The sequence below is a fragment of the Flavobacterium aquidurense genome, assembly GCF_001404985.1.
In the GTDB taxonomy this organism is placed as follows: Bacteria; Bacteroidota; Bacteroidia; order Flavobacteriales; family Flavobacteriaceae; genus Flavobacterium; species Flavobacterium aquidurense_B.
In genome coordinates this window covers 82,194-109,122 of the sequence record NZ_JRLF01000012.1, presented here as the reverse complement: position 1 = coordinate 109,122, position 26,929 = coordinate 82,194, and the positions used below count along the sequence as shown (strand labels likewise).

26 protein-coding genes are annotated in these 26,929 nt (G+C 32.9%); 20 read left to right on the top strand and 6 right to left on the bottom strand.

Features of this window, described 5'->3' with window-relative positions; genetic code table 11:
- Positions 1-15: 15 nt before the first annotated feature.
- Positions 16-1,197, bottom strand: coding sequence for a hypothetical protein (locus RC62_RS12295; RefSeq protein ID WP_055095541.1), 1,182 nt, complete (start codon positions 1,195-1,197; stop codon positions 16-18).
- A gap of 165 nt (positions 1,198-1,362) precedes the next feature.
- Here RC62_RS12295 and RC62_RS12290 point away from each other — a divergent pair, with 165 nt between their 5' ends.
- Positions 1,363-1,926, top strand: coding sequence for a hypothetical protein (locus RC62_RS12290; RefSeq protein ID WP_055095539.1), 564 nt, complete (start codon positions 1,363-1,365; stop codon positions 1,924-1,926).
- A 56-nt stretch (positions 1,927-1,982) separates the two neighbouring features.
- Here the strand turns inward: RC62_RS12290 and RC62_RS12285 are convergent, their stop codons facing one another.
- Entirely contained in the window at positions 1,983-3,173 is a 1,191-nt protein-coding gene (locus tag RC62_RS12285; protein ID WP_055095537.1) for a DUF5009 domain-containing protein, read from the bottom strand.
- Between the two features lie 114 nt (positions 3,174-3,287).
- Here RC62_RS12285 and RC62_RS12280 point away from each other — a divergent pair, with 114 nt between their 5' ends.
- Entirely contained in the window at positions 3,288-4,028 is a 741-nt protein-coding gene (locus tag RC62_RS12280) for a tyrosine-protein phosphatase (protein WP_055095535.1), read from the top strand.
- On the opposite strand, the gene RC62_RS12275 is transcribed toward RC62_RS12280, so the two are convergent.
- Positions 4,025-5,443: an undecaprenyl-phosphate glucose phosphotransferase gene (locus RC62_RS12275; RefSeq protein WP_055095533.1), complete on the bottom strand. Its 1,419-nt coding sequence runs from the start codon at positions 5,441-5,443 to the stop codon at positions 4,025-4,027. The genes RC62_RS12280 and RC62_RS12275 overlap by 4 nt on opposite strands.
- A gap of 145 nt (positions 5,444-5,588) precedes the next feature.
- Between RC62_RS12275 and RC62_RS12270 the strand changes: the two genes are divergently transcribed.
- The 6 genes from RC62_RS12270 (at position 5,589) to RC62_RS12245 (ending at position 11,050) form a co-directional block, all read left to right on the top strand.
- A complete protein-coding gene (locus RC62_RS12270) occupies positions 5,589-6,554 on the top strand; it encodes a hypothetical protein (RefSeq protein WP_055095531.1) in 966 nt (321 codons plus the stop codon).
- 131 nt (positions 6,555-6,685) lie between these two features.
- Positions 6,686-7,105: a helix-turn-helix transcriptional regulator gene (locus tag RC62_RS12265; protein ID WP_055095529.1), complete on the top strand. Its 420-nt coding sequence runs from the start codon at positions 6,686-6,688 to the stop codon at positions 7,103-7,105.
- 257 nt (positions 7,106-7,362) lie between these two features.
- Complete coding sequence (locus RC62_RS12260; RefSeq protein WP_055095526.1) at positions 7,363-9,225, top strand: ABC-F family ATP-binding cassette domain-containing protein; 1,863 nt, start codon at positions 7,363-7,365, stop codon at positions 9,223-9,225.
- Positions 9,226-9,352: 127 nt separating this feature from the next.
- Positions 9,353-9,721: a four helix bundle protein gene (locus tag RC62_RS12255; RefSeq protein ID WP_055095524.1), complete on the top strand. Its 369-nt coding sequence runs from the start codon at positions 9,353-9,355 to the stop codon at positions 9,719-9,721.
- A gap of 78 nt (positions 9,722-9,799) precedes the next feature.
- Positions 9,800-10,273 carry an FKBP-type peptidyl-prolyl cis-trans isomerase gene (locus RC62_RS12250; RefSeq protein ID WP_055095522.1) on the top strand — a complete coding sequence of 158 codons (474 nt, stop codon included), beginning with the start codon at positions 9,800-9,802 and terminating at the stop codon, positions 10,271-10,273.
- Between the two features lie 234 nt (positions 10,274-10,507).
- The gene (locus RC62_RS12245) at positions 10,508-11,050 is read left to right on the top strand and encodes a hypothetical protein (protein ID WP_055095520.1); all 543 of its coding nucleotides are present in this window, start codon (positions 10,508-10,510) and stop codon (positions 11,048-11,050) included.
- A 112-nt stretch (positions 11,051-11,162) separates the two neighbouring features.
- Here the strand turns inward: RC62_RS12245 and RC62_RS12240 are convergent, their stop codons facing one another.
- Entirely contained in the window at positions 11,163-12,713 is a 1,551-nt protein-coding gene (locus tag RC62_RS12240) for an SDR family NAD(P)-dependent oxidoreductase (RefSeq protein ID WP_055096691.1), read from the bottom strand.
- Positions 12,714-12,879: 166 nt separating this feature from the next.
- On the opposite strand from RC62_RS12240, the gene RC62_RS12235 reads away from it, so the two are divergent.
- Positions 12,880-13,671 (top strand): O-methyltransferase, encoded by a 792-nt coding sequence (locus RC62_RS12235; RefSeq protein ID WP_055095518.1) that lies wholly within the window; start codon positions 12,880-12,882, stop codon positions 13,669-13,671.
- A gap of 104 nt (positions 13,672-13,775) precedes the next feature.
- The gene (locus RC62_RS12230; protein WP_055095517.1) at positions 13,776-14,165 is read left to right on the top strand and encodes a helix-turn-helix domain-containing protein; all 390 of its coding nucleotides are present in this window, start codon (positions 13,776-13,778) and stop codon (positions 14,163-14,165) included.
- An 87-nt stretch (positions 14,166-14,252) separates the two neighbouring features.
- On the opposite strand, the gene RC62_RS12225 is transcribed toward RC62_RS12230, so the two are convergent.
- On the bottom strand, positions 14,253-14,912 hold the full coding sequence (locus tag RC62_RS12225; RefSeq protein ID WP_055095515.1) for a DUF6565 domain-containing protein: 660 nt from the start codon (positions 14,910-14,912) through the stop codon (positions 14,253-14,255).
- A 309-nt stretch (positions 14,913-15,221) separates the two neighbouring features.
- Here RC62_RS12225 and RC62_RS12220 point away from each other — a divergent pair, with 309 nt between their 5' ends.
- From RC62_RS12220 to RC62_RS12175, 10 genes are all read left to right on the top strand, one after another.
- Positions 15,222-15,908, top strand: coding sequence for an ABC transporter ATP-binding protein (locus RC62_RS12220; protein WP_055095513.1), 687 nt, complete (start codon positions 15,222-15,224; stop codon positions 15,906-15,908).
- Between the two features lie 122 nt (positions 15,909-16,030).
- Positions 16,031-16,600: a cob(I)yrinic acid a,c-diamide adenosyltransferase gene (locus RC62_RS12215; RefSeq protein ID WP_055095511.1), complete on the top strand. Its 570-nt coding sequence runs from the start codon at positions 16,031-16,033 to the stop codon at positions 16,598-16,600.
- A 291-nt stretch (positions 16,601-16,891) separates the two neighbouring features.
- Positions 16,892-17,113, top strand: coding sequence for a DUF2795 domain-containing protein (locus RC62_RS12210; RefSeq protein WP_007138072.1), 222 nt, complete (start codon positions 16,892-16,894; stop codon positions 17,111-17,113).
- 86 nt (positions 17,114-17,199) lie between these two features.
- Positions 17,200-20,541: a preprotein translocase subunit SecA gene (secA, locus tag RC62_RS12205; protein ID WP_055095509.1), complete on the top strand. Its 3,342-nt coding sequence runs from the start codon at positions 17,200-17,202 to the stop codon at positions 20,539-20,541.
- Positions 20,542-20,843: 302 nt separating this feature from the next.
- Positions 20,844-21,188: a hypothetical protein gene (locus tag RC62_RS12200; RefSeq protein WP_055095507.1), complete on the top strand. Its 345-nt coding sequence runs from the start codon at positions 20,844-20,846 to the stop codon at positions 21,186-21,188.
- Between the two features lie 115 nt (positions 21,189-21,303).
- On the top strand, positions 21,304-22,107 hold the full coding sequence (locus RC62_RS12195; protein ID WP_055095505.1) for an MbnP family protein: 804 nt from the start codon (positions 21,304-21,306) through the stop codon (positions 22,105-22,107).
- 160 nt (positions 22,108-22,267) lie between these two features.
- Positions 22,268-23,308 (top strand): cytochrome-c peroxidase, encoded by a 1,041-nt coding sequence (locus tag RC62_RS12190; protein WP_055095504.1) that lies wholly within the window; start codon positions 22,268-22,270, stop codon positions 23,306-23,308.
- A 249-nt stretch (positions 23,309-23,557) separates the two neighbouring features.
- Positions 23,558-24,517, top strand: coding sequence for a hypothetical protein (locus RC62_RS12185; RefSeq protein WP_055095503.1), 960 nt, complete (start codon positions 23,558-23,560; stop codon positions 24,515-24,517).
- Between the two features lie 107 nt (positions 24,518-24,624).
- Complete coding sequence (locus RC62_RS12180) at positions 24,625-25,260, top strand: DUF2306 domain-containing protein (protein WP_055095502.1); 636 nt, start codon at positions 24,625-24,627, stop codon at positions 25,258-25,260.
- On the top strand, positions 25,257-26,147 hold the full coding sequence (locus RC62_RS12175) for a YARHG domain-containing protein (protein ID WP_055095501.1): 891 nt from the start codon (positions 25,257-25,259) through the stop codon (positions 26,145-26,147). Before RC62_RS12180 ends, RC62_RS12175 begins: the two co-directional genes overlap by 4 nt.
- 101 nt (positions 26,148-26,248) lie before the next feature.
- Here RC62_RS12175 and RC62_RS12170 read toward each other — a convergent pair whose 3' ends face one another.
- Positions 26,249-26,911 carry a TrmH family RNA methyltransferase gene (locus RC62_RS12170; RefSeq protein WP_055095500.1) on the bottom strand — a complete coding sequence of 221 codons (663 nt, stop codon included), beginning with the start codon at positions 26,909-26,911 and terminating at the stop codon, positions 26,249-26,251.
- Positions 26,912-26,929 lie beyond the last annotated feature (18 nt).

The following is a 26,929-nucleotide window of genomic DNA, read 5'->3' as shown; positions in this document are numbered from 1 at the left end:
TGATTTTTGGGAAAGTTAGAAATTTTCAGCCAATCCTAACCGTAATGACCAATCGTTTTTACTAACACCAAAATCCAGTACCAAATTACTATTGTTTTGTTTGTTCCATTTGATACGTAAACCGGTTCCAACGGCCGGATTCCATTTTTTAAAATCATAAGTATCTAACTTTGAAACTGACGAAAGATTGGTAAAAAACACCATTCCCCAAAATCCGTTTTTAGAAATATCTGTTCGATATTCCGTTTCAAAATAAATTAATGCGTTGCTGCGAAATCTATTTCTTGTAAAACCTCGGCCCGTTTTTCCGTCACGATCCCAACCAATGCTTGGCAAATCAAGATAATGTGGTTTTCCGCCAAACGTAGACCAGTAAAAAGCCCGGTACGCCAAAACTCTGTGTTTATATTTATGGAAAGAATGATATTTTCGTGCATCCAAATAAATAGATTTCCATTTTGCGCCTTCTACTCCACTGGTATTAATTCTGTAATCTGCTTCGACATACAAACCCTGTTCAGGATTTACGTTGTTTTTTCTGGAATCATACAATCCCTGAATAGCAACACCAAAAGAATTTTCGTTTGAGAAATCGTCATTCATATATTTCGAATAATCGGTTTGGTCTTCTATATAGGATTCTTCAGAAATATTTTGATAATTATCCAATAACAATCCTAATCCTAAACGGAAATCACCAATAATCTTTCGGGTTGCAAATTGATAAAACCGCCATTGCTGATAATCTAAAGTCGACATTTTTTTATCTGTATTATGTCCGCCTAAACCATAAGTTGGCTGCGGATAAATCATATATCTGTAATCCCCAATAAAATTCCAGTTATTGTCTTTTGTATAAATATAAGATTGTATAGGAAAAACGTATTGCTTGGTAAAACTAAAATAGGGCGAAAATGAAACTTGCGACATTTTTGTCGTATTGCTGTCGCCAAGATAAAATGTGGTTAAAAAAGAGACTACTAATCCTGCACTTTTATTTGCATCTATAGGAACCGGAAGCAAAGAAAAAGCAACTCTTTTATCCGGATTAATTCGCACTGAGTCATTTTTATGAAAGAGCTTATATAAAACATCTAAAATATCTTTTTCGTTATTCGAAATCGAATCCTTTTGTGAATAACAAAATGAACCTGAAAAAAAGAAAAACAAAACAATTAAAGATTTTAGAATTTTCATTTCATAATTATTTAAGAAACAACTTCTTACAAATTTAAAATTAAATTTAGAACAGAGGTTGATTATTAGAGATAATAAAAAAAGAAAACTTAAGACAAACTATAAAATCATATTTTTGATTTCAACTAATTTTAATTTATATGAAAAAGAAGATATTGATTAAGATTGAATCTATTTTTAATTCTGACAGTAGGCTTTTTAATAGTAGGTTTTATTTCTATTAAAAATGATTCAGATAAAGATTTAGTTAAAACCTCAACTTGGTATATTGCAGGTCCTGCAGTAGAAAACCAGGAGATTATTAATCGTGTTCGTCAGGAAAAAGGTATTATTAAGGTAACGGCAAAAGATAATCCCGTTGGTGAAATTGAATTGAATGTTTTAATAACGGAATCAAATTCAAATGATGGTGCGCCTACAAATTTATCAGATAATTCTAAATTTGTGAGTATTACTTATAAAGCATCTCATCTTGTAAAATTACAAGCGCGAGAAGGAAATCCAGAAGGAACAGGTTGTGTGCATGGAGGTTCGCACCCAAGAGTTGATCTGGCAGCTTCACCAACGAGGTTTACAACTATTAAAATTCTGTGGTCAGATTTTAAACAAGACGGACTCCCTGACGGAAAAATTTTAAACATTCATAATCTTTGCAAATTCAATTTTGTGAATTATACTCCGGTTTCGGGGGCATTTTTAGAAATAAAATCAGTTATAATTGAGAAGTAAAAAAATTGTTTCATGTTTCACATTGCGTTGACCTGAAACCTGAAACTTTTAAATCTTTACAAGTGCAACTGAATTTTATACCGGTTACATAATTTCATTACAAACAACATAATGGTAGAGAAAATTAATGACCAGATAATTCCAGGAACACCTACACGAAAATATCCCGGAATGATATGAATATTAAAAGCTTTACAGAAATAATACAATACTCCCGGTAAAATATAAATCAACAAAGGATTTGCTGCTGCAGGCATAAAGAAATTACTCCACTTCGTTATTTTTTTTATTTCCATCAGCCAATAAAGAAAGTAGAACAAAACGGTACAAATTGCAGCTGAGAACATCGTCCAGGATGGGGTTCCCTTAATTTTTGAAATTCCATAATAAGGTCTTAGCAAATATCCTGTTACAAAAAACAAGATTGTAAAACCTATGACTGCCCAATTGATTTTTGCAGGCACTTTTCGATCAAAAAATAACAGCGAGATAACTACTCCGGCAGCAACTAATGCAGCATGTGTTAAATGTCCTGCAATAAAATTAAACCATGGCAAATGCTGCAATGGAGCTCCTTGCGTTAAATTTATAGTATTTGCCAAAACACAAACTACTAAAAAAGTAATCATTGCCCATAATTTTCCGCAAACAATCCAATAATAAACGATAGTAAAAAGATATGCCCAACCTATTAAACCCAGAATTCCCCACCATTTTGGCGTCATCCCAATTTCTCCGGTATCCTGAACATATAAAAAATACAGCGCAACTAAAACCAACATTCCGCCGTATCGAAGTATATTTTTTAACCAAACCGGAAAATTTTTATCATATTTATTCCAAATTGGTATTGGCATTGCATAAGCTAAAAGAGCCCAAAATACAGGTGTAATTATCATTTTCGCAGCATCATAACCATCCTCAGCATTAACCATAAAAACACCAATGATAATTAATGCCAAAGCTCTTTTTAAAGTATGTGACCAAATAATTTTTGTACTATCTCCTTTTAATAATCGGGCATTAAAAGCAAACGGAACAGACATACCTACAATAAATAAAAAAGCAGGAAAAACAACATCAACAAAAGTCATAGCGTCTGCATCAGCCGGCATATGCTTCATCCATTGAGGTACATTTTTGATACTTGCCAGTTCATTTACAAAAATCATAACAAAAATCGTAATTCCTCGTAAAGCATCAATAGATATAATCCTCTGATTGTATAAATTTTCTTTAATTTTCATAAAATAGTAGATTTTTAGCAATCCAAATATAATATAATCCAAAAGGTGTTGTTACATTTTGTTACATTAAATTTAAACAATAACAAATCCTTTCTATTTTCATACTTTTGCAACATGCTATCCTTCCTCAAATCAAAACCTGTCCTAAAAGATCTTTTGTCTGATAATTATATTGATATTCACTCCCATTTATTGCCAGGAATAGATGATGGTGCAAAAACCATAACAGAGACTACAAAACTTGTTCGTGCGTTTGATAAAATTGGGGTTTCTCAATTTATTACAACACCTCATATCAGCCATTATGTATGGAATAATTCTCAGGAAACTATTGCAGGAAAACATCAGGAAACTAAACTTCTTTTAGAAGAAAAGAATATGAAAATTCCTTTTCAGGCTGCTGCCGAATATTTTATAGATGATTGGTTTGAAAGTCATTTTAAAAACGAAAAGCTTCTTACTTTAAAAAACAATCATGTATTGGTTGAAATATCGTATCAGAGTGCTCCCATAAACCTATACAAAACACTTTTTGAATTACAAGTTGCAGGATATACTCCGGTTTTAGCGCATCCGGAACGTTATTTATATTACCGAAAGGATTTTGGTGAATATGAAAAGCTAAAAAAAGTAGGCTGTTTATTTCAATTAAATTTATTGTCGACAGTAGGTTATTATGGAGACACAATAACTCAAATTGCCGAAGAACTTCTAAAAAAAGGATTGTACGATTTTACAGGAACAGATGTGCATCATATGAAACATATTGCCTCTTTTGATGAAAAAATAAAAATAAACAGCGTTTCTAACCTAAAGGAAGTTATTAAAAACAATCAGTTTTTTCGATTTCATTAATAAGCATTCTCTTCACCCTTGAATATATTGATGACTGTTTCTATAATGATTTTTACATCCAGTAACAGGCTCCAGTTTTCGATATACCAAATATCATATTCTACCCTATTTTCCATATCGCTTAATGTTTTTGTTTCACCACGAAACCCATTAATCTGTGCCCATCCTGTAATTCCGGGTTTTGCATATTGCCGAACCACATAATTATTAATCAGATCGCTATATTCTTTTACAACATTCATCATATGTGGTCGTGGTCCTACAACAGACATATCGCCCCAGAAAACATTAAAAAACTGTGGCAATTCATCGATACTTGTTCTACGAATAAAAGCGCCAAACTTAGTAACACGACTGTCCCCTTTTTTTGTTATTTTATCATGTGCAAAATCATTTACATACATGCTTCTAAATTTAAAACACATAAAAGATCTATTATCCCTGCCTGATCGCTTTTGCTTAAAGAAAACAGGACCCGGAGATTCTAGCTTAATAATCAACATTATAATTGGAAACAACCACGGAAATACAAAGAAAATAACCGAAGCAGAAAAACAAATATCAAATATTTTTTTTATAAGTCTGTTTACAGGAAACTCCAACGGTTCTGTACGAAACATTAATACCGGAGTATTTTCATAAAAAGCTACCTCTACTTTGCTTGATTTTGTGTACAATTGAAAATCAGGAATAAATTTAATTCTCACCATATTTTGTTCACAAATTCTGGTCAATTCATTTATTATCTCAATATTATCAATGTGTAACGCCACATACATCTCATCCACTTTTTTTTCAAGGACAAAATTTTTAATAGAATCAAATCCTCCTAAAACCAAGTTTCGATTAATAATTATATCCTCTATTTCTTCATCAAAAAAACCTAAAAATCGATATCCGTAAGTTAAATCTTTAGCTAATATTTTACGTATTTTATCTCCGGATTCATTGGCACCAACAACTACAAAGGTTTTAAAATTATAGCCTTGTGCCCGAATGTATTTTAAAAGCTTCATCGAAAAATAACGAGAAATCATTAACAAGCCGAAAAAAATCAGGTAAAAAGAAAGCAATCTCCATCGCGAAATATCAGTGTAGTTTAAGTAAACAACAAAAATTGAAATTAGAGAAGCATGAATTATTATTTTTTTTATTGTTCTGACCAATATAGATTCTATGGGCTCGACCCGAATACTTCTGTTAGAATCATTTTGAAGCAATAAACCAACCCAAATTAAAATTGCCAGCAACGAAACCGTTCTTTCTTCTTTAGACAAAAGCCTGTCTAAACTCCCAAATCTGGCCAATGCTGAAAGGATTGTAGCTAAATTTAACAATATCAAATCTACACCTACAAATAAAATTTTAAAATAGCGCGAAATACGATAATGTGAAAGTCGTTGTAAAATTTTCATATTTGGGAATTATGCTACATCCAGAGAAAAAGCCTAAATTAAATTAGCACTGCAAAATAACATTTTAATTATATTTTTTCAATAATATTTAAAGCTATTCTTTAAAACTTTACTTTTATCTTATGCAAATATAACATTGCAGGATATGCTAAAAACGATTTTATTTTTTTGTTTGATTTTCACTTCTAATTATGCACAAATTCATGGTTGTACAGATCCCAATGCTAAAAACTATAATCCGGATGCAACAGTAAATGATGGAAGCTGTTTGTATAAGGAACTCAAAATCAAACCTGAATATTCTATCAAATTAAGTGATTCGGTACACGAAACTTCAGGATTAATTGCTTTTGACAATTTATTATGGACACATAACGACGATCATGACAAAACGATATACGGATTAGATTCGTTGGGGAAAATTCAGAAAAAAATTATTCTGGACAAAGTTATAAATCACGACTGGGAAGAAATTTCGCAAGATAACTCGCATTTATACATTGGAGATTTTGGCAATAATAATTCCGGAAACCGAACTGATCTTACCATTTTAAAAATTGAAAAAAAATCATTTTCAGAAGGAAATCCCATTATAGAAAATATCTCATTCAGTTATGCTGACCAGACGGATTTATCATCTAAAAAAGGAAACACAACAAATTTTGATTGCGAAGCTTTTATTGTTTCTACTGATAGTATTTATTTGTTTACTAAAGAATGGAGTTCGTCTAAAACCAGTATTTATGCATTACCTAACAAATCCGGTAATCACGTTGCACGACTAAAAGATACTCTAAATACAAAAGGTTTAGTAACGGGAGCAACCTATTTAGAATCACAAAAATTAATTGTTCTTTGTGGATATTCGAAAGTTGGAAAACCATTTTTATACCTATTATACGATTATAAAAACAATGATTTTTTATCTGGAAATAAAAGACGAATTAGCATTAAATTTCCCATTCTTCAAATAGAAGGAATTGCAACTCAGGATGGTTTACATTATTATATAACTAATGAAGCTTTAGTTCGAAAACCTATTATTAATGTTATCCAGCAAATTCATCGTTTTGACCTGAGTCCGGTTCTAAATTCCTATCTCCATAAATAATTCGCAAATAGTCCTGGAATAGTTTACTATTGCAAGAAAGATATTTACATGATATTTTTTTATCTTTGGAAACCCATGCTTTTTCATCGAAATGGGTTTATCTTTGAATCTTCAGAAAATTGATATTCATTATGGAACAAAAAATACATCAGGGAAGAAACATAAAACGTTTCAGGGAAATGCTTGGAATCAAACAAGAGGCATTGGCTTTTGATCTGGGAAAAGACTGGAATCAGAAGAAAATTTCTATGCTGGAGCAAAAAGATATAATTGAAGACGATATATTAAATCAAATCTCAGATGCATTAAAAATTCCTGTTGAAGCTTTTCAAAATTTTGATGAAGAACAAGCGGTGAATATTATTGCAAATACTTATTCATTCCAAGATTTTAAAGATAATGCAGTCGCTTCTGGATTTAGCTACCAACCTTCTTTTAATCCCGTAGATAAAATTATTGAGTTATATGATGCCAAAATTGCATTGTATGAGCGTATGTTGAAAGAGAAAGATGAGATGATGCAAAGACTTGAAAAATTAATCAATAAATAATTTTATAAAATTATTTATAAGACATAATTAATACACAAAGAGACTTTATAGTCTCTTTTTTAATTTTGAAAATTAAGCTCTCTTGTGTATTATTTAGGACGGGCGTAGAAATAATTTCCGAGGAATTGATTTTAAGTCTTGTCTTTAATTGCTATTCCATAAATAATTCGCAAATAGCAATATAATAGTTTACTTTTGCAAAAAAGTTATGTTTTATAAAGGATTCATAACTTATAATTTATAACACATAGTTTATAGTGAATTACTTATCTGTAGAAAATATATCGAAGTCGTTTGGCGAAAAAACGCTTTTTGACAACATTTCATTTGGAATCAATAAAGACCAAAAAATTGCTTTTATTGCTAAAAATGGTTCTGGAAAAACAACCATTATGAGCATTATTAATGGTTTAGACGAACCAGATACTGGTCAGGTAGTTTTAAGAAAAGGCATTAAAATGGCTTTTTTGTCGCAAAACAATAATTTGCAGGAAGAACTGACTATCGAAGAAAGTATTTTTGCTTCAGATAATGAGACTTTAAAAGTTATAGAAAAATACGAAAAAGCACTTGAAAATCCAGACGATGAAGAAGCATATCAAAAAGCTTTTGACGGAATGGACCTACATAATGCGTGGGATTTTGAAACGCAATACAAGCAAATCCTTTTTAAATTAAAACTGGAAGATTTTAAATTAAAGGTAAAAAATCTTTCGGGAGGGCAAAAAAAGCGTCTTTCATTGGCGATTATCTTAATCAATCGTCCGGATTTATTAATTCTTGATGAGCCTACCAACCACTTAGATCTTGAAATGATCGAATGGCTGGAAAGTTATTTTGCAAAAGAAAACATTACGTTGTTTATGGTTACGCACGACCGTTTCTTTTTAGAGCGTGTTTGTAATGAAATCATCGAACTTGACAACGGAAAATTATACCAATACAAAGGAAATTACTCTTATTATTTAGAGAAAAAAGAAGAACGAATTGCTTCTGAAAATGCCAGCGTTGATAAAGCTAAAAACTTATTTGTAAAAGAATTAGAATGGATGCGTCGTCAACCAAAAGCGAGAACTACAAAATCAAAATCCCGTCAGGATGATTTTTATTTAATTAAAGAAAAAGCGCAAAGCCGTCGTCTTGAAAACAAAGTCGAGCTTGAAATTAATATGGAACGTATGGGAAGCAAGATTATTGAGCTTCACAAAATTTCAAAAAAATTCAAGGATCACGTTATTCTGGACAACTTTAGTTTTGATTTTCAGCGTGGGGAACGTATTGGAATTATTGGTAAAAACGGAACTGGAAAATCTACTTTTTTAAATCTTTTAACCGGAACACTTCCTTTAGATAGTGGCCGTGTAATAAAAGGTGAAACGATAAAAATTGGGTATTATACTCAGACTGGTATTAACCCAAAACCGCAACAACGTGTAATTGATATTATAAAAGAATACGGAGAATTTATCCCGTTAGCAAAAGGCCGCATGATTTCGGCTTCCCAATTGCTGGAACGTTTTCTTTTTGATGCCAAAAAACAATATGACTTTGTAGAAAAATTAAGCGGAGGAGAATTAAAACGTTTGTATTTATGTACGGTTTTAATTCAGAATCCTAACTTTTTGATTCTGGATGAGCCTACAAACGATTTAGATATTGTTACATTAAATGTTCTGGAGAGTTTTCTTTTAGATTATCCCGGATGTTTGCTTGTGGTTTCTCACGACCGTTATTTTATGGATAAAATCGTAGATCACTTATTTGTCTTTAGAGGAAATGGTGAAATCGAGAATTTTCCAGGAAACTATTCTGACTTTAGAGCTTATGAAGACAGTGCTGATGTAGCTCAAAAAGAAGAAAACAAAGCCGAAAAGAAAGACTGGAAACAAAATAATCCAACAGGAAACTTAACTTTTAACGAGCAAAAAGAATATCAAAAACTAGAAAGAGAAATTAAAGATCTGGAAATTGATAAAACTAAAATCGAGCAATTATTCTCTGACGGAAAAGTTGCCGATGCTGATATCGAGAAAAAAGCAAACGAATTACAAAACATAATCAATAAAATAGATCAGAAAGAAGAGCGCTGGTTTGAGCTTTCGGCTAAAATTGAGGGATAGTTTTTAGTTTTCAGTCTCGGTTTTCAGTTTTCGGTCTCAGTGTCAGTTTTCAGTTTGAATTTGTAAATATTCCTTTTTTAAAGTAGTCTTTTTCTTTCTTTTTTTTATCTTTATAAGAAATAAAAAAATGGATTTTAAAGAATTATTGGCTTATAAAAAATCTTTTGAACTTGCTATGGAAATTTTCGAACTTTCAAAAGATTTTCCAAAAGAAGAAAAATATTCATTAACAGATCAAATAAGACGTTCTTCAAGAAGTGTTTCAGCAAATATTGCAGAATCATACCGAAAGAGAAGATATGTAAATCATTTTATAAGCAAATTAACCGACAGTGATGCTGAAAACTCAGAAACGAATGTTTGGCTAGAATTTTCACTTAAATGCGAATATATCAATCAGGCAAAATTTGAAATCCTGAACATGAAAAATATTGAGATTGGAAAACTTATAAATTATATGATCAACAATCCGAATAAATTTGGATCTGGTATCTAATATCCTCAAAACAACTGAAAACTGTCACTGAGACTGAAAACTTTATTATATTAGCCGTTTTAAAAAAATCAAAAATTCATGAAATACCTTTTAACTTCATTTCTGGCTTTAACTCTTTTTATCTCTTGCAACGGTGATAAAGAAATAGACAAACAGGAACCGGAAAAAGATTATACTGTTGAAAACGACAAAGAAATCACAGATTATATTGCAAAAAACAAATTAGCAGCTGTAAAAAGCGAATCTGGATTGTATTATGTTATCAATGAACCGGGAACAGGGAAACAGCCAACAGCAACATCAAATGTAACTGTAGCTTACAAAGGATATTATTCTAACGGTAATGTATTTGATAAAAGTAAAGACGAAGGACTTTCTTTTGGATTAAATCAGGTTATTAAAGGCTGGACAGAAGGTATTACCTATTTTAAAGAAGGCGGAAACGGAATTTTATTAGTTCCTTCACGTTTAGGTTACGGAAGCTTTGACAATAATGGGATCGCCGGAGGTTCTGTACTTATTTTTGATGTTAAATTAATCAAAGTCAACTAAAGAAATTAAAACTTTATTGCTATTAATAAAAACCACAACAGAATATATTTTGTTGTGGTTTTCTTTTTTTATCAAATAATTGCAAAATGAAATAATAGCAAAAAATAAGATCTATTTTATTAAAATGAAAATTTCAATATGTAATTATTAAGAAAAATTATGTAAATAACTATCTGGAGTGTTTCACGAGCTTTGTGTAAGTGAAAATGAATTCACAATATAAATTTACATAAAATGGAAAATACACATAACCCTGACGGAACTAAACGTCAAATATTAACAGGAATGTTTACTGATCGTGAAAGCACAGAAAGAGCTTACAACACTTTAAATGACAGAGGATATACAAAGGATGAAATAAACCTTATCATGTCTGATGAAACAAGAAAAAAACATTACTCAGATAAAGATGACCATTCTGAATTGGGTACAAAAGCTGCTGAAACTGCTGGTACAGGATCTGCAATTGGAGGAACAATTGGTGCTATCGTAGGAGTTATTGCTGCTTTAGGAACAAGCCTTGTTATCCCTGGATTAGGATTAATCATTGCCGGACCTCTTGCTGCAGGTTTAGCCGGTGCAGGAGCTGGTGGAATCACCGGAGGATTAATTGGAGCTTTAGTAGGATCTGGTATTCCGGAAGACAGAGCAAAAGTTTATGAAGATGGTATTAAAGATGGTCACGTTGTATTGGGAGTTCATACTCGTAATGACGAAGATGCTGAATATTTTGAAAGAGAATGGAAATCAAACAAAGGAGAAAACGTTTACCGTTAATCAACTTATATTTTCAAAAATAAAACCACAACAAATATATTTTGTTGTGGTTTTTTATTTTTTGGATCACAAAGAAAAACTGAGACTGAATAGTGAGACTGAGACTAAAAGTCTACCAGGGAATCGGATTATAATCTTTCAGGAATTTTCCGCACCAATGCTTTCCAGTATTAATACCATCAAACAAAGGATCCATTACACGAGCAGCACCGTCAACAATATCTAATGGAGGTTGAAAATCTTCTAATTCCTGTTTCTTTTTCGCCAATTCGGCAGGATCTTCATCGGTTACCCAGCCAGTATCTACGGCATTCATAAAAATACCATGTTTCGCTAAAGTTCCGGACGAAGTATGTGTTAACATATTCAGCGCTGCTTTTGCCATATTGGTATGCGGATGACGGTCTTCTTTAAAGAAACGATGAAACTTTCCTTCCATCGCAGAAACATTTATAATATGTTTTTGTCCCGTATTATCCTTCTTCATCACTTCAGAAAGTCGGTTGCATAAAACAAAAGGCGCAACAGAATTTACCAACTGTACTTCGATCATTTCAGTAGTTTCTATTTGTCCTAAACGTAAACGCCAACTGTTCGTTTTTCGCAAATCAACTTGTTGTAAATCAGCATCGAGTTCTCCTTCCGGAAAAACTTCATTTGCTACCAAGGCATTATCAAACGAATACGGAATTTGAGATAATTGAGCCGAAGCCCGCAAACCAATTCCTGGTTCCGGACCATGCCACGTTACCGGCATATTTTCGTTTGAAGAAGCTCCGCTTGTCAGGATTTTCAATTCATCCAGACAATTAAGATGATCTAACAATAGTTCCTGCGCTTGTTTTGGCAGTACATGTATTGGTAATTCTTCATTCGCCATTAAATGCGAATAAAATCCCGCAGGCCTTCTAACGGTTTGTGCTGCATTATTAATTAAAATATCCAGACGCTCATATTTTTGCTCAATAAAATTGCAAAAAATCTCCACACTTGGTATGTGTCGTAAATCTAAACCATGAATTTTTAAACGATGTCCCCAATCCATAAAGTCCTCTTCTTTTGCAAAACGCAAAGCCGAATCTACAGGAAAACGCGTTGTAGCAATAACTGTTGCTCCGCCACGTAAAAGCATCAAAGTAATATGATATCCAATTTTTAATCGGGAACCTGTTATAATAGCAACTTGTCCTTTTACATCAGCAGTCTGAAAACGTTTTGCGTAATTAAAATCACCACAATCTGTACACATCGTATCATAAAAGTGGTGCATTTTAGTAAATTCTGTTTTACAAACGTAACAATTTCTTGGAGTTTCGAGTTCTAATTGTTCTTTATGAGCAAGATCAGTATAGGCTAATAATTTTGGAGCTACAAATATACTGGCTTCACGTGCATGACGGATTCCGGTTTCTTTACGAGCGGTTTTGTCTTTCTTTTCTTTTTTACGTTTGGCAGCTTGCAAACCATCTTTTACTCTTCTCGAAAACTCATCACGATCCGGTCTCGAAAACATTCCAGCCTCTTTGATCAGAGCAATTCGCTGTTCTTTTGGGATATCAAATATCTGATCTGTATTGGTATTCAATTGTGCCAAAATAGCAATGCATCGATTAATTTCTTCAGAAGATATCTTTTTTGTATCCTCTATTTCTTCCTTCAACATCATAAAAAACGTATTACTATTAGCTTAATTAAAGTTGGCAAATATAGTCTTTTTAGAGTCTGAAAGTCGAAAGCCTAAAGTCTTAAAGTAATATCTTTATCCTTAAACTTTCGACTTTTCGACTTTCGACTTTTTTGTATCTTCGCACTTATATGTAACTTTTTATATGCTATTTCAAATACAATCTTATTTAAAATTCCTTTGGGATTCCAAAAACGAACACGGAGTTCATTCCCCATTCGTATTTAATTTATTGACAAAGTGTTTTTACGACAGGAAATCAAAACCCGAATATTTGATCTTGGAGAATTATAGAAAATCTCTTTTAGAAAACAAAAATTATATTGAAGTAACAGATTTCGGAGCCGGTTCTAAAGTTTTTAAATCAAACAGAAGACAAATTTCGAAAATAGCAAAGACAGCAGGAATTTCAAAAAAACGCGCAGAGCTTTTATTTCGTGTAACTAATTATTTCCAGCCCGCAACTATTCTTGAAATTGGAACATCTTTAGGTTTAGCAACTTCTGCTTTGGCTTTAGGAAACACAAATGCAAAAGTGATCACACTCGAAGGTTGCCCACAAACCGCAAGTTTCGCAAAAAATCAATTAAATGAATTTGACTATAATAATGTTGACCCGATAATTACAGAATTCGAAAGTTATCTTAAGGATCTTCAACTGAGACTGAAAACAGAGACTGAAAACTTTGACTTGATATATTTTGACGGAAATCATTCGAAAAAAGCAACCTTAGCTTATTTCGATCTTTTATTGACCACTATCACAAATGATTCTGTTTGGATTTTTGATGATATTCATTGGTCGGCAGAAATGCAAGAAGCCTGGAAAGCCATTAAAGACCACCCTAAAGTTACCGTAACAATTGATACTTTTCAGTGGGGATTTGTGTTTTTTAGATACGAGCAGGAAAAAGAACATTTTGTAATTCGTGCTTAATATCTGACAAAAAATACATTTACTGAGATGTTTTTTATCTTTGAAATTCATTTTTTTAGTACAGATAGCTTTATCTTTGATCCTTAAGAAAAACGACACTCATTATGGAACAGAAAATTCATCAGGGAAGAAACGTAAAACGCTTCAGAGAAATGCTTGGCATTAAACAAGAAGCATTAGCTTATGATTTGGGAGAAGACTGGAACCAAAAGAAAATTTCAATACTGGAACAGAAAGATGTAATTGAAGATAATCTACTAAGACAAATATCTAATTCTTTGAAAATTCCTGTTGAAGCTTTTCAAAATTTTGATCAGGATCAGGCATTAAATATTATTGCTAATACTTTTAGTGATAGTACCTTAATAATTAATAACTACAATCCAATTGAAAAGATTATTCAATTGCATGAAGAAAAAATCGCATTATATGAGCGTATGCTGAAAGAAAAAGATGAAATGATGACAAGGCTTGAAAAACTAATCATCAAATAAATTTCAGGACGATTCAGCAAGATTCTGGCATAAAAAAAAAGACAATCATTGCTGATTGTCTTTTTTTTACTAATTCAATTTACTTAATTATTTTTTAGCTTCTTTGTTTTCTTCAGATTTAGCACCCATTCTGTTAACAGTATACATTGGGGCAAATTTCAATTTTAAACCTGCAATTTTTCTATTATCTTCAGATGTAAGACCTTCTTTTTCAACTGTATTTTTACGGCTGTCAAGTGCTTCGTACATCAATTTTACTTCATCCCAGTCTTCACGAGAATATTTATCTTTATTGTTCTCAACAGTGTGAACAAATTGTTGGTATACACTATGAATATTTTTAGCGTTTACCCAATCAAAATTCATATCATCGCCAATTTTTCCTTCACCAAATAAGGCATTTCTTAATTGTTGTTTTGGGCTTGGAGCGGGAGGGGCAAAAACGGTGGTCATTTCATTTTTAAATTCTTCGTATTTTACTTTACTCGCGTTTATCTTTTCTGTAGCAGCTGTATTGTCTTTAATATCAGCAAGTGCAGTTTGAGCTTCAGCAGCTTTTCTGTCATATTCAGCTTCTACATCTTTCCAATCTGCTTTCAAATCGTCAGCTTTGACATTTTTAACTGAATCTACGTAAGCTACATAGGCGTCGATAGTTTTTTGAGCTTTTTCTTGTTTCTCATCTTTACACGATGTAAAAGCTAATGCAATTAATGCAATTCCCGATAATAATTGTATGTTTTTCATAATTCTGATTATTTAAGATTAGATAACAAATATAGTTAAATATTTGAATTAAAATGAATAATTAATAAAAATTTAATATTTAAAACTAAAATAATTCAATAAAAAATGAAAAATATGATAATTATATAAAATCATTTCATAATCATATAACATGTTTTTAAATCAATAGAATATAATAAGATTAAATAGTAAGGTTTCGAAAAAACAAAGTCTTATAAACCGCTGCTTTTGTAACAAAAATCAATTTCAGTCTACTTATCGTTTATTGAAAAGTGTTTTGTACTTTTAAATCCAAAATTGTAAATCGAAATGGCAAATCCATTAATTAAAATAACCAACATCAAACGAGATTTTGTATTGGGTAACGAAATTGTTTATGTTTTAAAAGGTATAGATTTAGAAATCAACAAAGGGGAATATGTCGCTTTAATGGGACCGTCAGGATCTGGAAAATCAACTTTAATGAACCTGTTAGGTTGTTTGGATACGCCAACTTCAGGAAATTATGTTTTAAACGGAAAGGATGTGAGCCAAATGAAAGATGATGAATTGGCGGGAATCCGAAACAAGGAAATAGGATTTGTATTCCAGACCTTTAATCTTTTACCCAGAACTACTGCTCTGGATAATGTTGCATTACCAATGATTTATGCAGGACATTCTAAATCTGAACGTAATGAACGTGCCATCGAAGTACTAAATCAGGTAAATCTTGCTGACAGGATGGACCACCAACCCAATCAGCTTTCAGGAGGACAACGTCAGCGTGTAGCAATTGCACGCGCTTTGGTCAACAAACCTTCCATTATATTAGCTGATGAACCAACCGGAAACTTAGACAGTAAAACCTCTGTAGAAATCATGAAACTTTTTGGAGATATTCATGCACAAGGAAACACTGTAATTTTAGTAACTCACGAAGAAGACATCGCAGCCTATGCGCATCGTGTAATTCGTTTACGTGATGGAGTTATCGAAAGCGATACAACGAAATAATTTTAGAATCGTTTAAAAATTTTAGATTTCTGATTTTAGATTTTAGATTCTTTTCTAAATCTATTTTTTAAGTTTTAATTTTTTTCAATCTAAAATCATAAATCTACAATCTAAAATAAAAAATGAAAGTATATACAAAAACCGGAGACAAAGGAACAACGGCTCTTTTTGGCGGTACCCGGGTTCCTAAAGATCATATCAGGATTGACAGTTACGGAACTGTTGACGAATTGAACTCTTATATAGGACTCATTCGCGATCAGGAAATCGATTCACATTATAAAACCATATTAATAGAAATTCAGGACCGTTTATTTACTGTAGGAGCAATTTTAGCCACTCCGGCAGAAAAAGAAGTGTTGAAAAACGGTGAACTTCGATTGAAGAATCTCGGAATCATTGAAACTGATATCGAACTGCTAGAAAATGAAATTGACAAAATGGAAGAAAGTCTTCCTCAAATGACTCATTTTGTTTTACCAGGAGGACACCCAACCGTGTCACATTGTCATATCGCACGTTGTATTTGCCGTCGTGCAGAGCGTTTGTCAGTACATTTAAGCCATAATGAACATGTTCCGGAAATCGCAATCAAGTACTTAAACCGACTTTCTGACTACCTTTTTGTCTTGGCACGGAAGTTGTCGTCAGACTTAAAAGCGGATGAAGTGAAGTGGATTCCGCGAAAGTAAAACAGTTTGTAGTCGCAGTCACAGTTTTATACTGAAACGGCACTAAAAACTTAAACTTTAAAAAGAAGTAAAACAGTCGCAATTTTCAGTTTTCAGACTGTAAACTGTCATCGAAAACTGAATACTAAAAAATACAGCAATCAGTAACAAATTTCAGTTTTAAGACTGAAAACTGCCACTGAAAACTGAACACTAAATAGAGACGTTCTTAAATTTTATTAAAATAAATCAAATTTTACTTGTCTTTTTCAGTAAAAAATTTATTTTTGCACAAACTAAACAAGATAACAGATGTATTGGACATTAGAATTAGCATCTTATTTAAGTGATGCGCCATGGCCTGCTAACAAAGACGAACTTATAGACTACGCTATTAGAGCTGGTGCTCCATTAGAAGTAGTAGAAAACCTTCAGTCAATTGAAGACGAAGGAGAGATATATGAATCAATGGAAGAAATTTGGCCAGATTATCCAACAGACGAAGATTATCTTTGGAATGAGGATGAATATTAAAAAATAAACCAAAGAAAAAGTCTCATCACCGAGGCTTTTTTTTTGGTTCAAATACACATTTACACAAAATAGAAATACAATAAATCATGAGTTTCATAAACAGTATTATAAAAGTCTTTGTTGGTGATAAATCACAGAAAGATGTCAAAGCTTTACAGCCTTATTTAAATAAAATTAAAACATTCGAAACCAGCTTAATGGATTTGTCTCACGACGAATTGAGAGCCAGAACCGTTTTTTTTAAGGAAAAAATAAAAGAAGCCAGAGCTGATAAAGATGCTAAAATTGCTTCTCTTAAAGCAGAAGTAGAAAACATTGAAGACATCGACAAAAGAGAAGATCTTTATGATGCTATCGATTCTCTTGAAAAAGAAGCATACGAAATCTCAGAGAAAACTTTATTAGAAATTCTTCCTGAAGCATTTTCTGTTGTTAAAGAAACTGCACGTCGTTTTAAAGACAACTCTTTTATTGAAGTTACTGCTACACCAAAAGATCGTGAATTTTCGGCTTCAAAAACTTATATCACTATTGACGGTGATAAAGCAGTTTGGGCTAACAAATGGAACGCTGCAGGTAAAGAAATTACCTGGGACATGATTCACTACGATGTTCAGTTAATTGGTGGTATGGTTTTACACGAAGGTAAAGTTGCCGAGATGCAAACTGGTGAAGGTAAAACTTTGGTAGCTACACTCCCACTTTACTTAAATGCCTTAACAGGAAACGGTGTTCACTTAGTAACCGTGAATGATTATCTGGCAAAACGTGATAGTACGTGGAAAGCACCTTTATTCGAATTTCACGGTTTAACTGTTGATTGTATCGACAATCACCAGCCAAGTACTGAGCAAAGAAAAAAAGCATACGACGCTGATATCACTTATGGAACCAACAATGAATTTGGTTTTGACTACTTAAGAGATAATATGGCACATTCGCCAGCAGATTTAGTACAAAGAAAACACAACTACGCTATTGTCGATGAGGTCGATTCTGTATTAATTGATGATGCAAGAACACCACTTATTATTTCAGGACCAGTTCCTCAGGGAGATCGTCATGAATTTAATGAATTGAAACCAAAAATCGAAAACTTAGTAAGCCAACAACGTCAGTTAGCAAATGGTTTCTTAGCCGAAGCTAAAAAACTAATCAAAGAAGGAAACACTAAAGAAGGTGGATTTTTATTGTTAAGAGCTTACAGAAGTTTACCTAAAAATAAAGCATTAATTAAATTTTTGAGTGAAGAAGGAATTAAACAATTACTTCAAAAAACCGAAAATCAATACATGCAGGATAACAATCGCGAAATGCATAAAGTCGATGAAGCTTTGTATTTTGTAATTGAAGAAAAAAACAATCAGGTTGAATTGACTGATAATGGTATTCAATACCTTTCAGGAGATACAGATGCAGACTTTTTCGTGCTTCCGGACATTGGAACTGAAATTGCTGCTATCGAAAGACAAAAACTGGATAAAGACGGTGAAGCTGAAGCCAAAGAAAGATTATTCCAGGATTTTGGAGTAAAAAGCGAGCGTATCCACACTCTTACTCAACTTTTAAAAGCATATGCTCTTTTTGAAAAAGATGTAGAATATGTGATCATGGACAATAAAATTATGATTGTCGATGAGCAAACTGGTCGTATCATGGATGGTCGTCGTTATTCTGACGGTTTACACCAAGCGATCGAAGCTAAAGAAAATGTAAAAATCGAAGCCGCTACACAAACTTTTGCAACTGTTACATTACAGAATTATTTTAGAATGTACAGCAAATTAGGTGGTATGACCGGAACAGCAGTTACAGAAGCTGGAGAGTTATGGCAGATTTATAAATTAGACGTAGTTGAAATCCCAACCAACCGCGCCATTTCAAGACAAGACAAAGAAGATTATATCTATAAAACTACACGTGAAAAATTCAACGCTGTAATTGAAGATGTTACTGAATTATCAAATGCAGGAAGACCAGTATTAATTGGAACAACTTCTGTAGAGATTTCAGAATTATTAAGCCGAATGTTGAAAATGAGAGGCGTTACACATAACGTTTTGAATGCTAAAATGCACAAACAAGAGGCACAAATCGTAGAAGAAGCAGGAAAAGCCGGAGTTGTAACTATTGCAACAAACATGGCTGGTCGTGGTACCGATATTAAATTATCTCCAGAAGTAAAAGCTGCCGGAGGTTTAGCAATCGTGGGTACAGAGCGTCATGATTCCCGTCGTGTAGACAGACAGTTACGTGGTCGTGCAGGGCGTCAGGGAGATCCGGGAAGTTCTCAATTCTATGTTTCTCTTGAAGATAACTTAATGCGTTTATTTGGTTCTGAAAGAGTTGCTAAAGTTATGGACAGAATGGGACTTCAGGAAGGTGAAGTTATCCAACATTCTATGATGACTAAATCTATCGAGCGTGCTCAGAAAAAAGTAGAAGAAAACAACTTTGGTGTTCGTAAACGTTTATTAGAATATGATGACGTAATGAACTCTCAACGTGAGGTAGTTTACAAACGTCGTCGTCACGCATTATTTGGTGAGCGTTTGAAACTGGATATCGCAAACATGTTATACGATACTTGCGAGTTGATTGTAAGCCAAAACAAACAAGTTAACGATTTCAAGAATTTTGAATTTGATCTGATCCGTTATTTCTCTATTACGTCTCCAATTTCTGAAGCTGATTTTGGAAAATTATCTGATATTGAAATCACAGGAAAAATATACAAAGAAACACTTGCTTTCTACACAGAGAAAACAGAACGAAGCGCAAGAGAAGCTTTCCCAATCATTAAAGGAGTTTATGAAGAGCCAAATAATCATTTTGAGCGTATCGTAGTTCCATTTACTGACGGAATCAAAACTTTGAATGTTGTTACAGATCTTAAAAAAGCATACGATAGCGAAGGTGCTCAGTTAATCGCTGATTTCGAGAAAAACATTACTTTATCTATTGTTGATGAAGCTTGGAAAAAACACTTGCGTAAAATGGATGAATTGAAACAATCTGTTCAATTAGCCGTTCACGAACAAAAAGATCCATTGCTTATCTACAAATTAGAAGCTTTTAATTTGTTTAGAGGAATGTTAGACAACGTTAACAAAGAAGTTATTTCATTCTTGTTCAAAGGTGATTTACCGGCTCAAAACGTTCCTGAAATTCACGAAGCAAAAGAAGTACGTCAAAAAGAAAACTTCAAATTAAGCAAAGACGAAATTGTAAACAGCGAAGACATCAACCGCGAAGCTGGAGAAACACAACAACGTCAGGTTACAGAAACTATTGTGAGAGATATGCCAAAAATCAATCGTAATGATACTGTTACCGTTCAGGAAATTGCAACAGGAAAAACTGAAGAAATGAAATTTAAAAAAGCAGAAACTTTAATCGCTTCTGGCGCTTGGGTTCTTGTTAAATAGTTTACAGTCTCAGTTTACAGTATTCAGTTTCACTATTCAGTCTGATATACTAAATTATATAAACCCGACAGATTTTTAAATCTGTCGGGTTTTGTCTTTTAAAATAGTTTTTAGTTCACAGTCTGAGACTGAATACTGTAAACTGTGACTGTGACTGAGACTGAATACTATAACTGAGACTGTAAACTTTTTTTTCGGAAAATTTAAAAATAAATTCTTTCTAAATCGAATAAACAGTACTTTTGCATTCGAAACAACAAAATAAACTCTTGAAGAAGTTTTTTATAATATTACTTTCCTGTATGCTATTAGTACCCTCTTTTGGCAGCTTTGTTGTTTATACCTCCTTCAAATTAAATCAGGACGAAATTTCTAAAACTATTTGCGTACAACGTAAAATGGTTTATAATACGTGTAACGGTCGTTGTGAACTTCAAAAAAGTTTAAAGAAATATGCTGATAATGAGAAAAAAATGCAAAACAACCTGAAAGAAAAATCAGAAGTAGTTTACATTCAAAATACAATCACAAACGAATTCAAATTAGTAGCGCCAATAACATCTGAAACAAAACTTTTTGCTTTTTTAGATGCAAAACCTATTTCGGTTTCAATTGCTACTTTTCGCCCTCCTTCCTATTTTATATAATTTTTTAAATCCCATTTCGATTATTAATTGAGATGCTTTTTTATTGTTCTAAAACAATGAAAACGTGTTTACGCACATCATAAATTTAAAATTACAATTATATAAAATTCATAAAATGAAAAATACTTTATACAAAGCATTCGCTCTTGTGGCAATCTCTATAGCATTAAATTCATGTTCAAACGACGATAACAAAAACGACTTATCAGGATCAGGAAGCCTGACTTTAGAATATGATAATGGTTTTGGGGCAAACGACTTGATTTTAAACACACAAGGAAATACAACTTCAAACAACGAAGTCCTAAAAGTTAGTCTGGTTAAATATATCATCAGCAATGTAGTGCTAACAAAAGCTGACGGAACAACTTTTACATACCCAAAAAGCAAGAGTTATTTTATCGCTGATGAAGCATCTGCAGACGGTCACGAATTTAAACTTACAGATATCCCGGCAGGAGATTACGTAAAAGTAAAATACGGAATTGGTGTTGATGAAGAACAATGGAAATTAGGTGCTTCTGGTCAGGGAGATTTTCTTGCTCAGGCTGATAAAGCCGGAATGATGTGGTCTTGGGCTGCAGGTTATAAATTCCTGGCTTTTGAAGGCACTTTTACATCACCAACTGTTACTACTGCAACTCCTTTTATGATTCACACCGGTAAAACCGGAACCGATTACAATTATACAGAGGTTACACTTGATTTACCAACAAAAGCATTGGTGCGTACTACAATTACCCCTACAGTACATATTAAAATCGATTTATCTAAGATAATTGACGGAACTAACAAAATCAAACTTTCTGACAACAATATGGGCGGAATGGGCGCTATGATTATGAGCGGGGCCAACCTACCGTTGATTACTCAGAACATCTCGACTATGTTTAAGGTAGACCACGTACATAACGACTAATTTTATTTTCAGGAGCACAAAAGTTTCTTTTTACAAGAAATAACGTCCCGCTTTCGGCTTTATCTTTTTTGAGGCCAAGAAAAATCGCCTCAAAAAAGGATACCGCTCTCTATCGGGGCTATTCCAGAACCTTTTGTGCTTCTAATAAAACATAAAAATCATGCTGAAAATAAAATATTTTCTATGGTTGATGATTCCGTTGTTATGGAGCTGCTCTAATCAGGACGACGAATATGTAAACATTCCTTTAGAATTTACTGTTCCGTCAAATTTTCCTGCCTTGGCATACAATATTGCACAGAATCCACCAACCGAAAAAGGATTTGAATTAGGTAAAAAACTCTTTTACGACGGACGTTTAGCGTCTGACGGAGTGGTTTCCTGTGGTTTTTGCCACATTCAAGCAAATGCATTTACGCATCACGGACACACTGTAAGTCATGGTGTAAATGATGCTCAGGGAACACGAAACACACCGCCAATTCAAAATTTAGCTTACCAGTCTATATTTATGTACGACGGGGCTGCAGACCATTTAGACTTACAGCCTATAATTCCGTTAACGAGTATTATAGAAATGAACGGAGATCTGAATGCCATTTTAAAAATGATGAAAGCAGATAAGGAATATCAAAAACTATTTGGTCTTGCTTTTGACGATGGCGCAATTACAACCGAAAATATGCTAAAAGCTCTTTCGCAATTTATGGTTATGGTTACTTCATCAAATTCAAGGTTTGACAAATACAGACGTAATGAAGCCGGCGGAACTTTAACAACCGATGAATTGGCAGGATATGACTTATTCAAATTAAAATGCTCTTCATGTCATGCAACCGATTTACAAACTGATAATTCTTTTAGAAATAATGGTTTAGCCGTAAATCCTTTTGTAAATGATGTTGGTCGCTATAAACTGACGGAATTAGAAAGTGATTATTACAAATTTAAAGTACCAAGTTTGCGAAATGTTGAAGTTTCAGGTCCTTATATGCATGACGGAAGATTTGGAACCCTCGAAGGTGTTCTGGATCATTATGCTAGTGGCATAGAAAACTCGGCTACTTTAGACCCAATTTTAAAACAGAATGGAAAATTAGGAATTTCACTTTCTGAAACTGATAAAAAACAAATAATAGCTTTCCTGAAAACGCTGACAGATAATGAGTATTTGACAGATAAACGTTTTTCTGAATATTAAAAAATATATTGTCAAAGATTGTGTAAGATACTTTTGCTGCTCATAGCGCCAACCTTTGTTGACTTACGAGTGTGATTTCTCCTCTGTCGAAATGACAAGATTGTGTTATTAAGAGTGCAAAAAAAATAAAATTATAATGAAAACTGGAGTCCTAGCCCCGATAGAGGCGGTATCCTTTTTTGAGGCGATTTTTCTTCGCCTCAAAAAAGATATAGCCGAAAGCGGGATCAGCTCCTAAAAAAAATTAAAATGAAAAAAATAATAGTAATGTTTGCTCTTTTGGCTGGATTTTCGGCCTTTAGTTTTACAGTAAAAGACAGTATTTCGGCATTTACTTTTCAACGTTTGGCAATGATGGAAGATTTTGACTGCGATGCCTGCGGATGTTCAGCAAGTGGAGGAAGTATGGGTTTTGGTTCTATGCTTAACAATAATTTTGTTGGCTTGAGATATCTAAAACAAAGTTATACGAGCCGTGATGGAATCTTTGCCAATTCGCCTTGGATTGATGAAAATTTTAATACCATTCAAGCTTGGGCAAGAATTCCGGTTACGGATAAAATACAAATTTCGGCATTAGTTCCGTATCATTTTAATGAAAGGAAATTAACAGCCGGAACAGAAAATATTGCCGGATTGGGAGATATTACTGTAATGGCTTTGTATACTGTTTTTGAAACAAAGAAAGACAGTACATTTTTTACCCATAAAATAAATTTAGGCGGTGGTGTAAAACTTCCTACGGGAAAATTTACAGAAGCCAATAATCTGGGAAGTGTCAACCAGAGTTTTCAATTAGGAACCGGAAGCTGGGATTTCCCTGTAGTTTCTGAATATGTGGTTAAACATAAAAACTTAGGTCTGAATACAACGCTAAACTACATTTTTAAAACCGAAAACAGTAAAAATTATCAATATGGCGATCAGTTCAATTATGCGGGAACATTCTTTTATTTGTTTGATTTAAAATCAGTACAGATTGTTCCGCAAGCTGGTTTAGCAGGCGAACTTTATCAAACCAACAAACAATATGGCTTAGATTTACCTAATACGGCAGGCGATATTTTATTTGGTAAATTTGGTATTGAAGCCGGAAAAGATAAATTTTCTGTTGGTATTAATGCAATGTTGCCTATCAATCAGAACTTATCAAGTGGTAACATGGAAGCGAATTACAGATGGAGCGTAAACCTGAATTATACTTTATAATCGAAAATAAATTACAAATAAAATTTCGAAATATTATAAGATCCCTGATTGCAAAAGTAATTGGGGATTTTTTATATTTGAACAACCTAAACCCGCTCACTTAAAAATTGAAAAAGAATCTTTGGCTTTCTCTACAACTTATCTGGATTATTTGCTTTAGTTATTTTTTCATTTTAATGATTAAAATAACGGCACAATATATTCCGCTAAAAAGTGATGTCGCATTTCTTCAGATAAAACAAACGGAGATTAGTAAAATCTCTTTTTACTATCCCATATTTTATGGACATGTCTTTTCGGCGATTTTTGTTTTGCTTGCAGGATTTTTTCAGTTTAATTCAGTTCTTCTAAAAAAATTTCCTGCAGCACATAGAAACATTGGGAAATTTTATGTTTTTGTGGTTCTTTTTTTAAGTGCGCCTTCGGGCTTGTTTATTGGACTTTTTGCAAATGGCGAACTTTACTCTAAAATCTCTTTTGTGAGTTTGTCTATTTTATGGTTTTGCTTTACCTACAAAGGCTTTACGGCTATCAAAAACAAAAATATCACGAAACATAAAGCTTATATGTTCCGAAGTTTTGCTTTAACTTTTTCTGCAATAACGCTGCGTTTCTGGAAGGTTATTCTTGTATATTTGTTTCATCCCGCACCTATGGATGTTTATCAGATAATTGCATGGCTGGGCTGGGTTCCCAATTTATTAATCGTTGAATATTACCTTTATAACCAATTAAAAAAATGAAAAAACTTTTTTGTTTATTGTTATCAATATTCCTTTTTTCCTGTAATTCTAAAGAGAAAAAAACTATAAAAGACAAGGCTGAAAATCTGCCTAAAGAAATTAGAACAGATTTGTATGGTTCCTATGTAGGTGATTTTACTGTTTTAGAACGCGACACAACGAGACCTGAAAAAGAAAATCACGTTAACAAAATAAATATCATCATTAAGAAAATTACAGAAACTGAAGTTACCGGACAAAGTGTTGTTGCCGGCAATAGCAGAGCACTTAGTGGTCAAATGAATGTTGATGGTAATACAATTCATTTTATACTTAAAGAACCTGGTAATGATAAAAATGATGGCGTTTTTGATTTTGAAATAAAAAACGACAGTATTTTAGTTGGAACATGGACTGCCAATAATACTAAAAAAGAAGTCACTAAAAGGAAGTTAGAACTTACTAAAAAAGAATTTAAATATGACCCAAATGTAATGCTTCCGGAAGAAGGATTGTATGTTGATTATGTAAATCCAAAGGAAGAAGAAGTAACCGAGGAAAGTGATGATCCGGAAATAAAAGATACTGCGACATATATGGAAACTGTGTATAGAGAAGCATCCGAAAGCATTTTTAAAATCAATTCGTCAACACAAAAGTTAAAAGAATCAGACGTAAAAAATCTAAAGAAAATTGATTTGGAGATTCTTAGAAACACAATTTTTGCCAGACACGGACTTACTTTTAAAACAAAAACAGTTCGCCAGTTCTTTGATGATGTCGAATGGTATATTCCTGTTTCTGATAATGTGAATAGTGAATTAACATCCGTAGAAAAAGAAAATGTCGTTTTATTAAAACGTTTTGAAAAATATGCCGAAGACAATTATGATTCTTTCGGGAGATAAATAAACTTTAAGTCCTTTAAAGTGTGTTTTTGTCAAATGAGCGGAGTCGGAATTCTTTTTAAATAATAAGAGGTTTCTACTCCGCTCATCCTGACACAATTTTATCTTGGGTTTTCTTCGAAATAACGTGCTTCTATTCGTTTAATATCCTTAATTGAATTTTTAGCCCAAGCCAAACGTTTTTCCAGAATTTCTTCTTCGGATAAATGCCATTCAATATCTGAATTTTGCAATCTGTTGGTTAGGTTTTGAATGATGATAGCGGCTGAAACCGAAATATTCAAACTCTCTGTAAAACCAACCATTGGAATTTTAAGAAATCCATCTGCTTTTTCCAGTATTTCTTCTGATAATCCGTCTCTTTCTGTTCCAAAAAATAAAGCACTTGGTTTAGAAATATCAAAATCTTCCAGCAAACAATCATTCTCATGAGGTGTTGTAGCAATAATTTGATAGCCCTGATCTTTTAGAGTAGCAATACAATTGGTAACGGAATCAAACTGATTGATATCAACCCATTTTTGAGCGCCCATAGCAATTTCTTTATCGATTTTTTTTCCGTAACGCTGCTCGATAACATTGAGTTCCTGAATTCCAAAAACTTCGCAGCTACGCATAACAGCACTTGTATTATGCATCTGGAAAACATCTTCGACCACAATTGTAAAATGTTTTGTTCTTTTTTTCAGAACTTTTAAGAATTTTTCTTTGCGATTATCTGTTAATATATTTTCAAGGAAAGCGAGGTAATCTAAATCAATCATTTTATTCGTGTTTGCCAC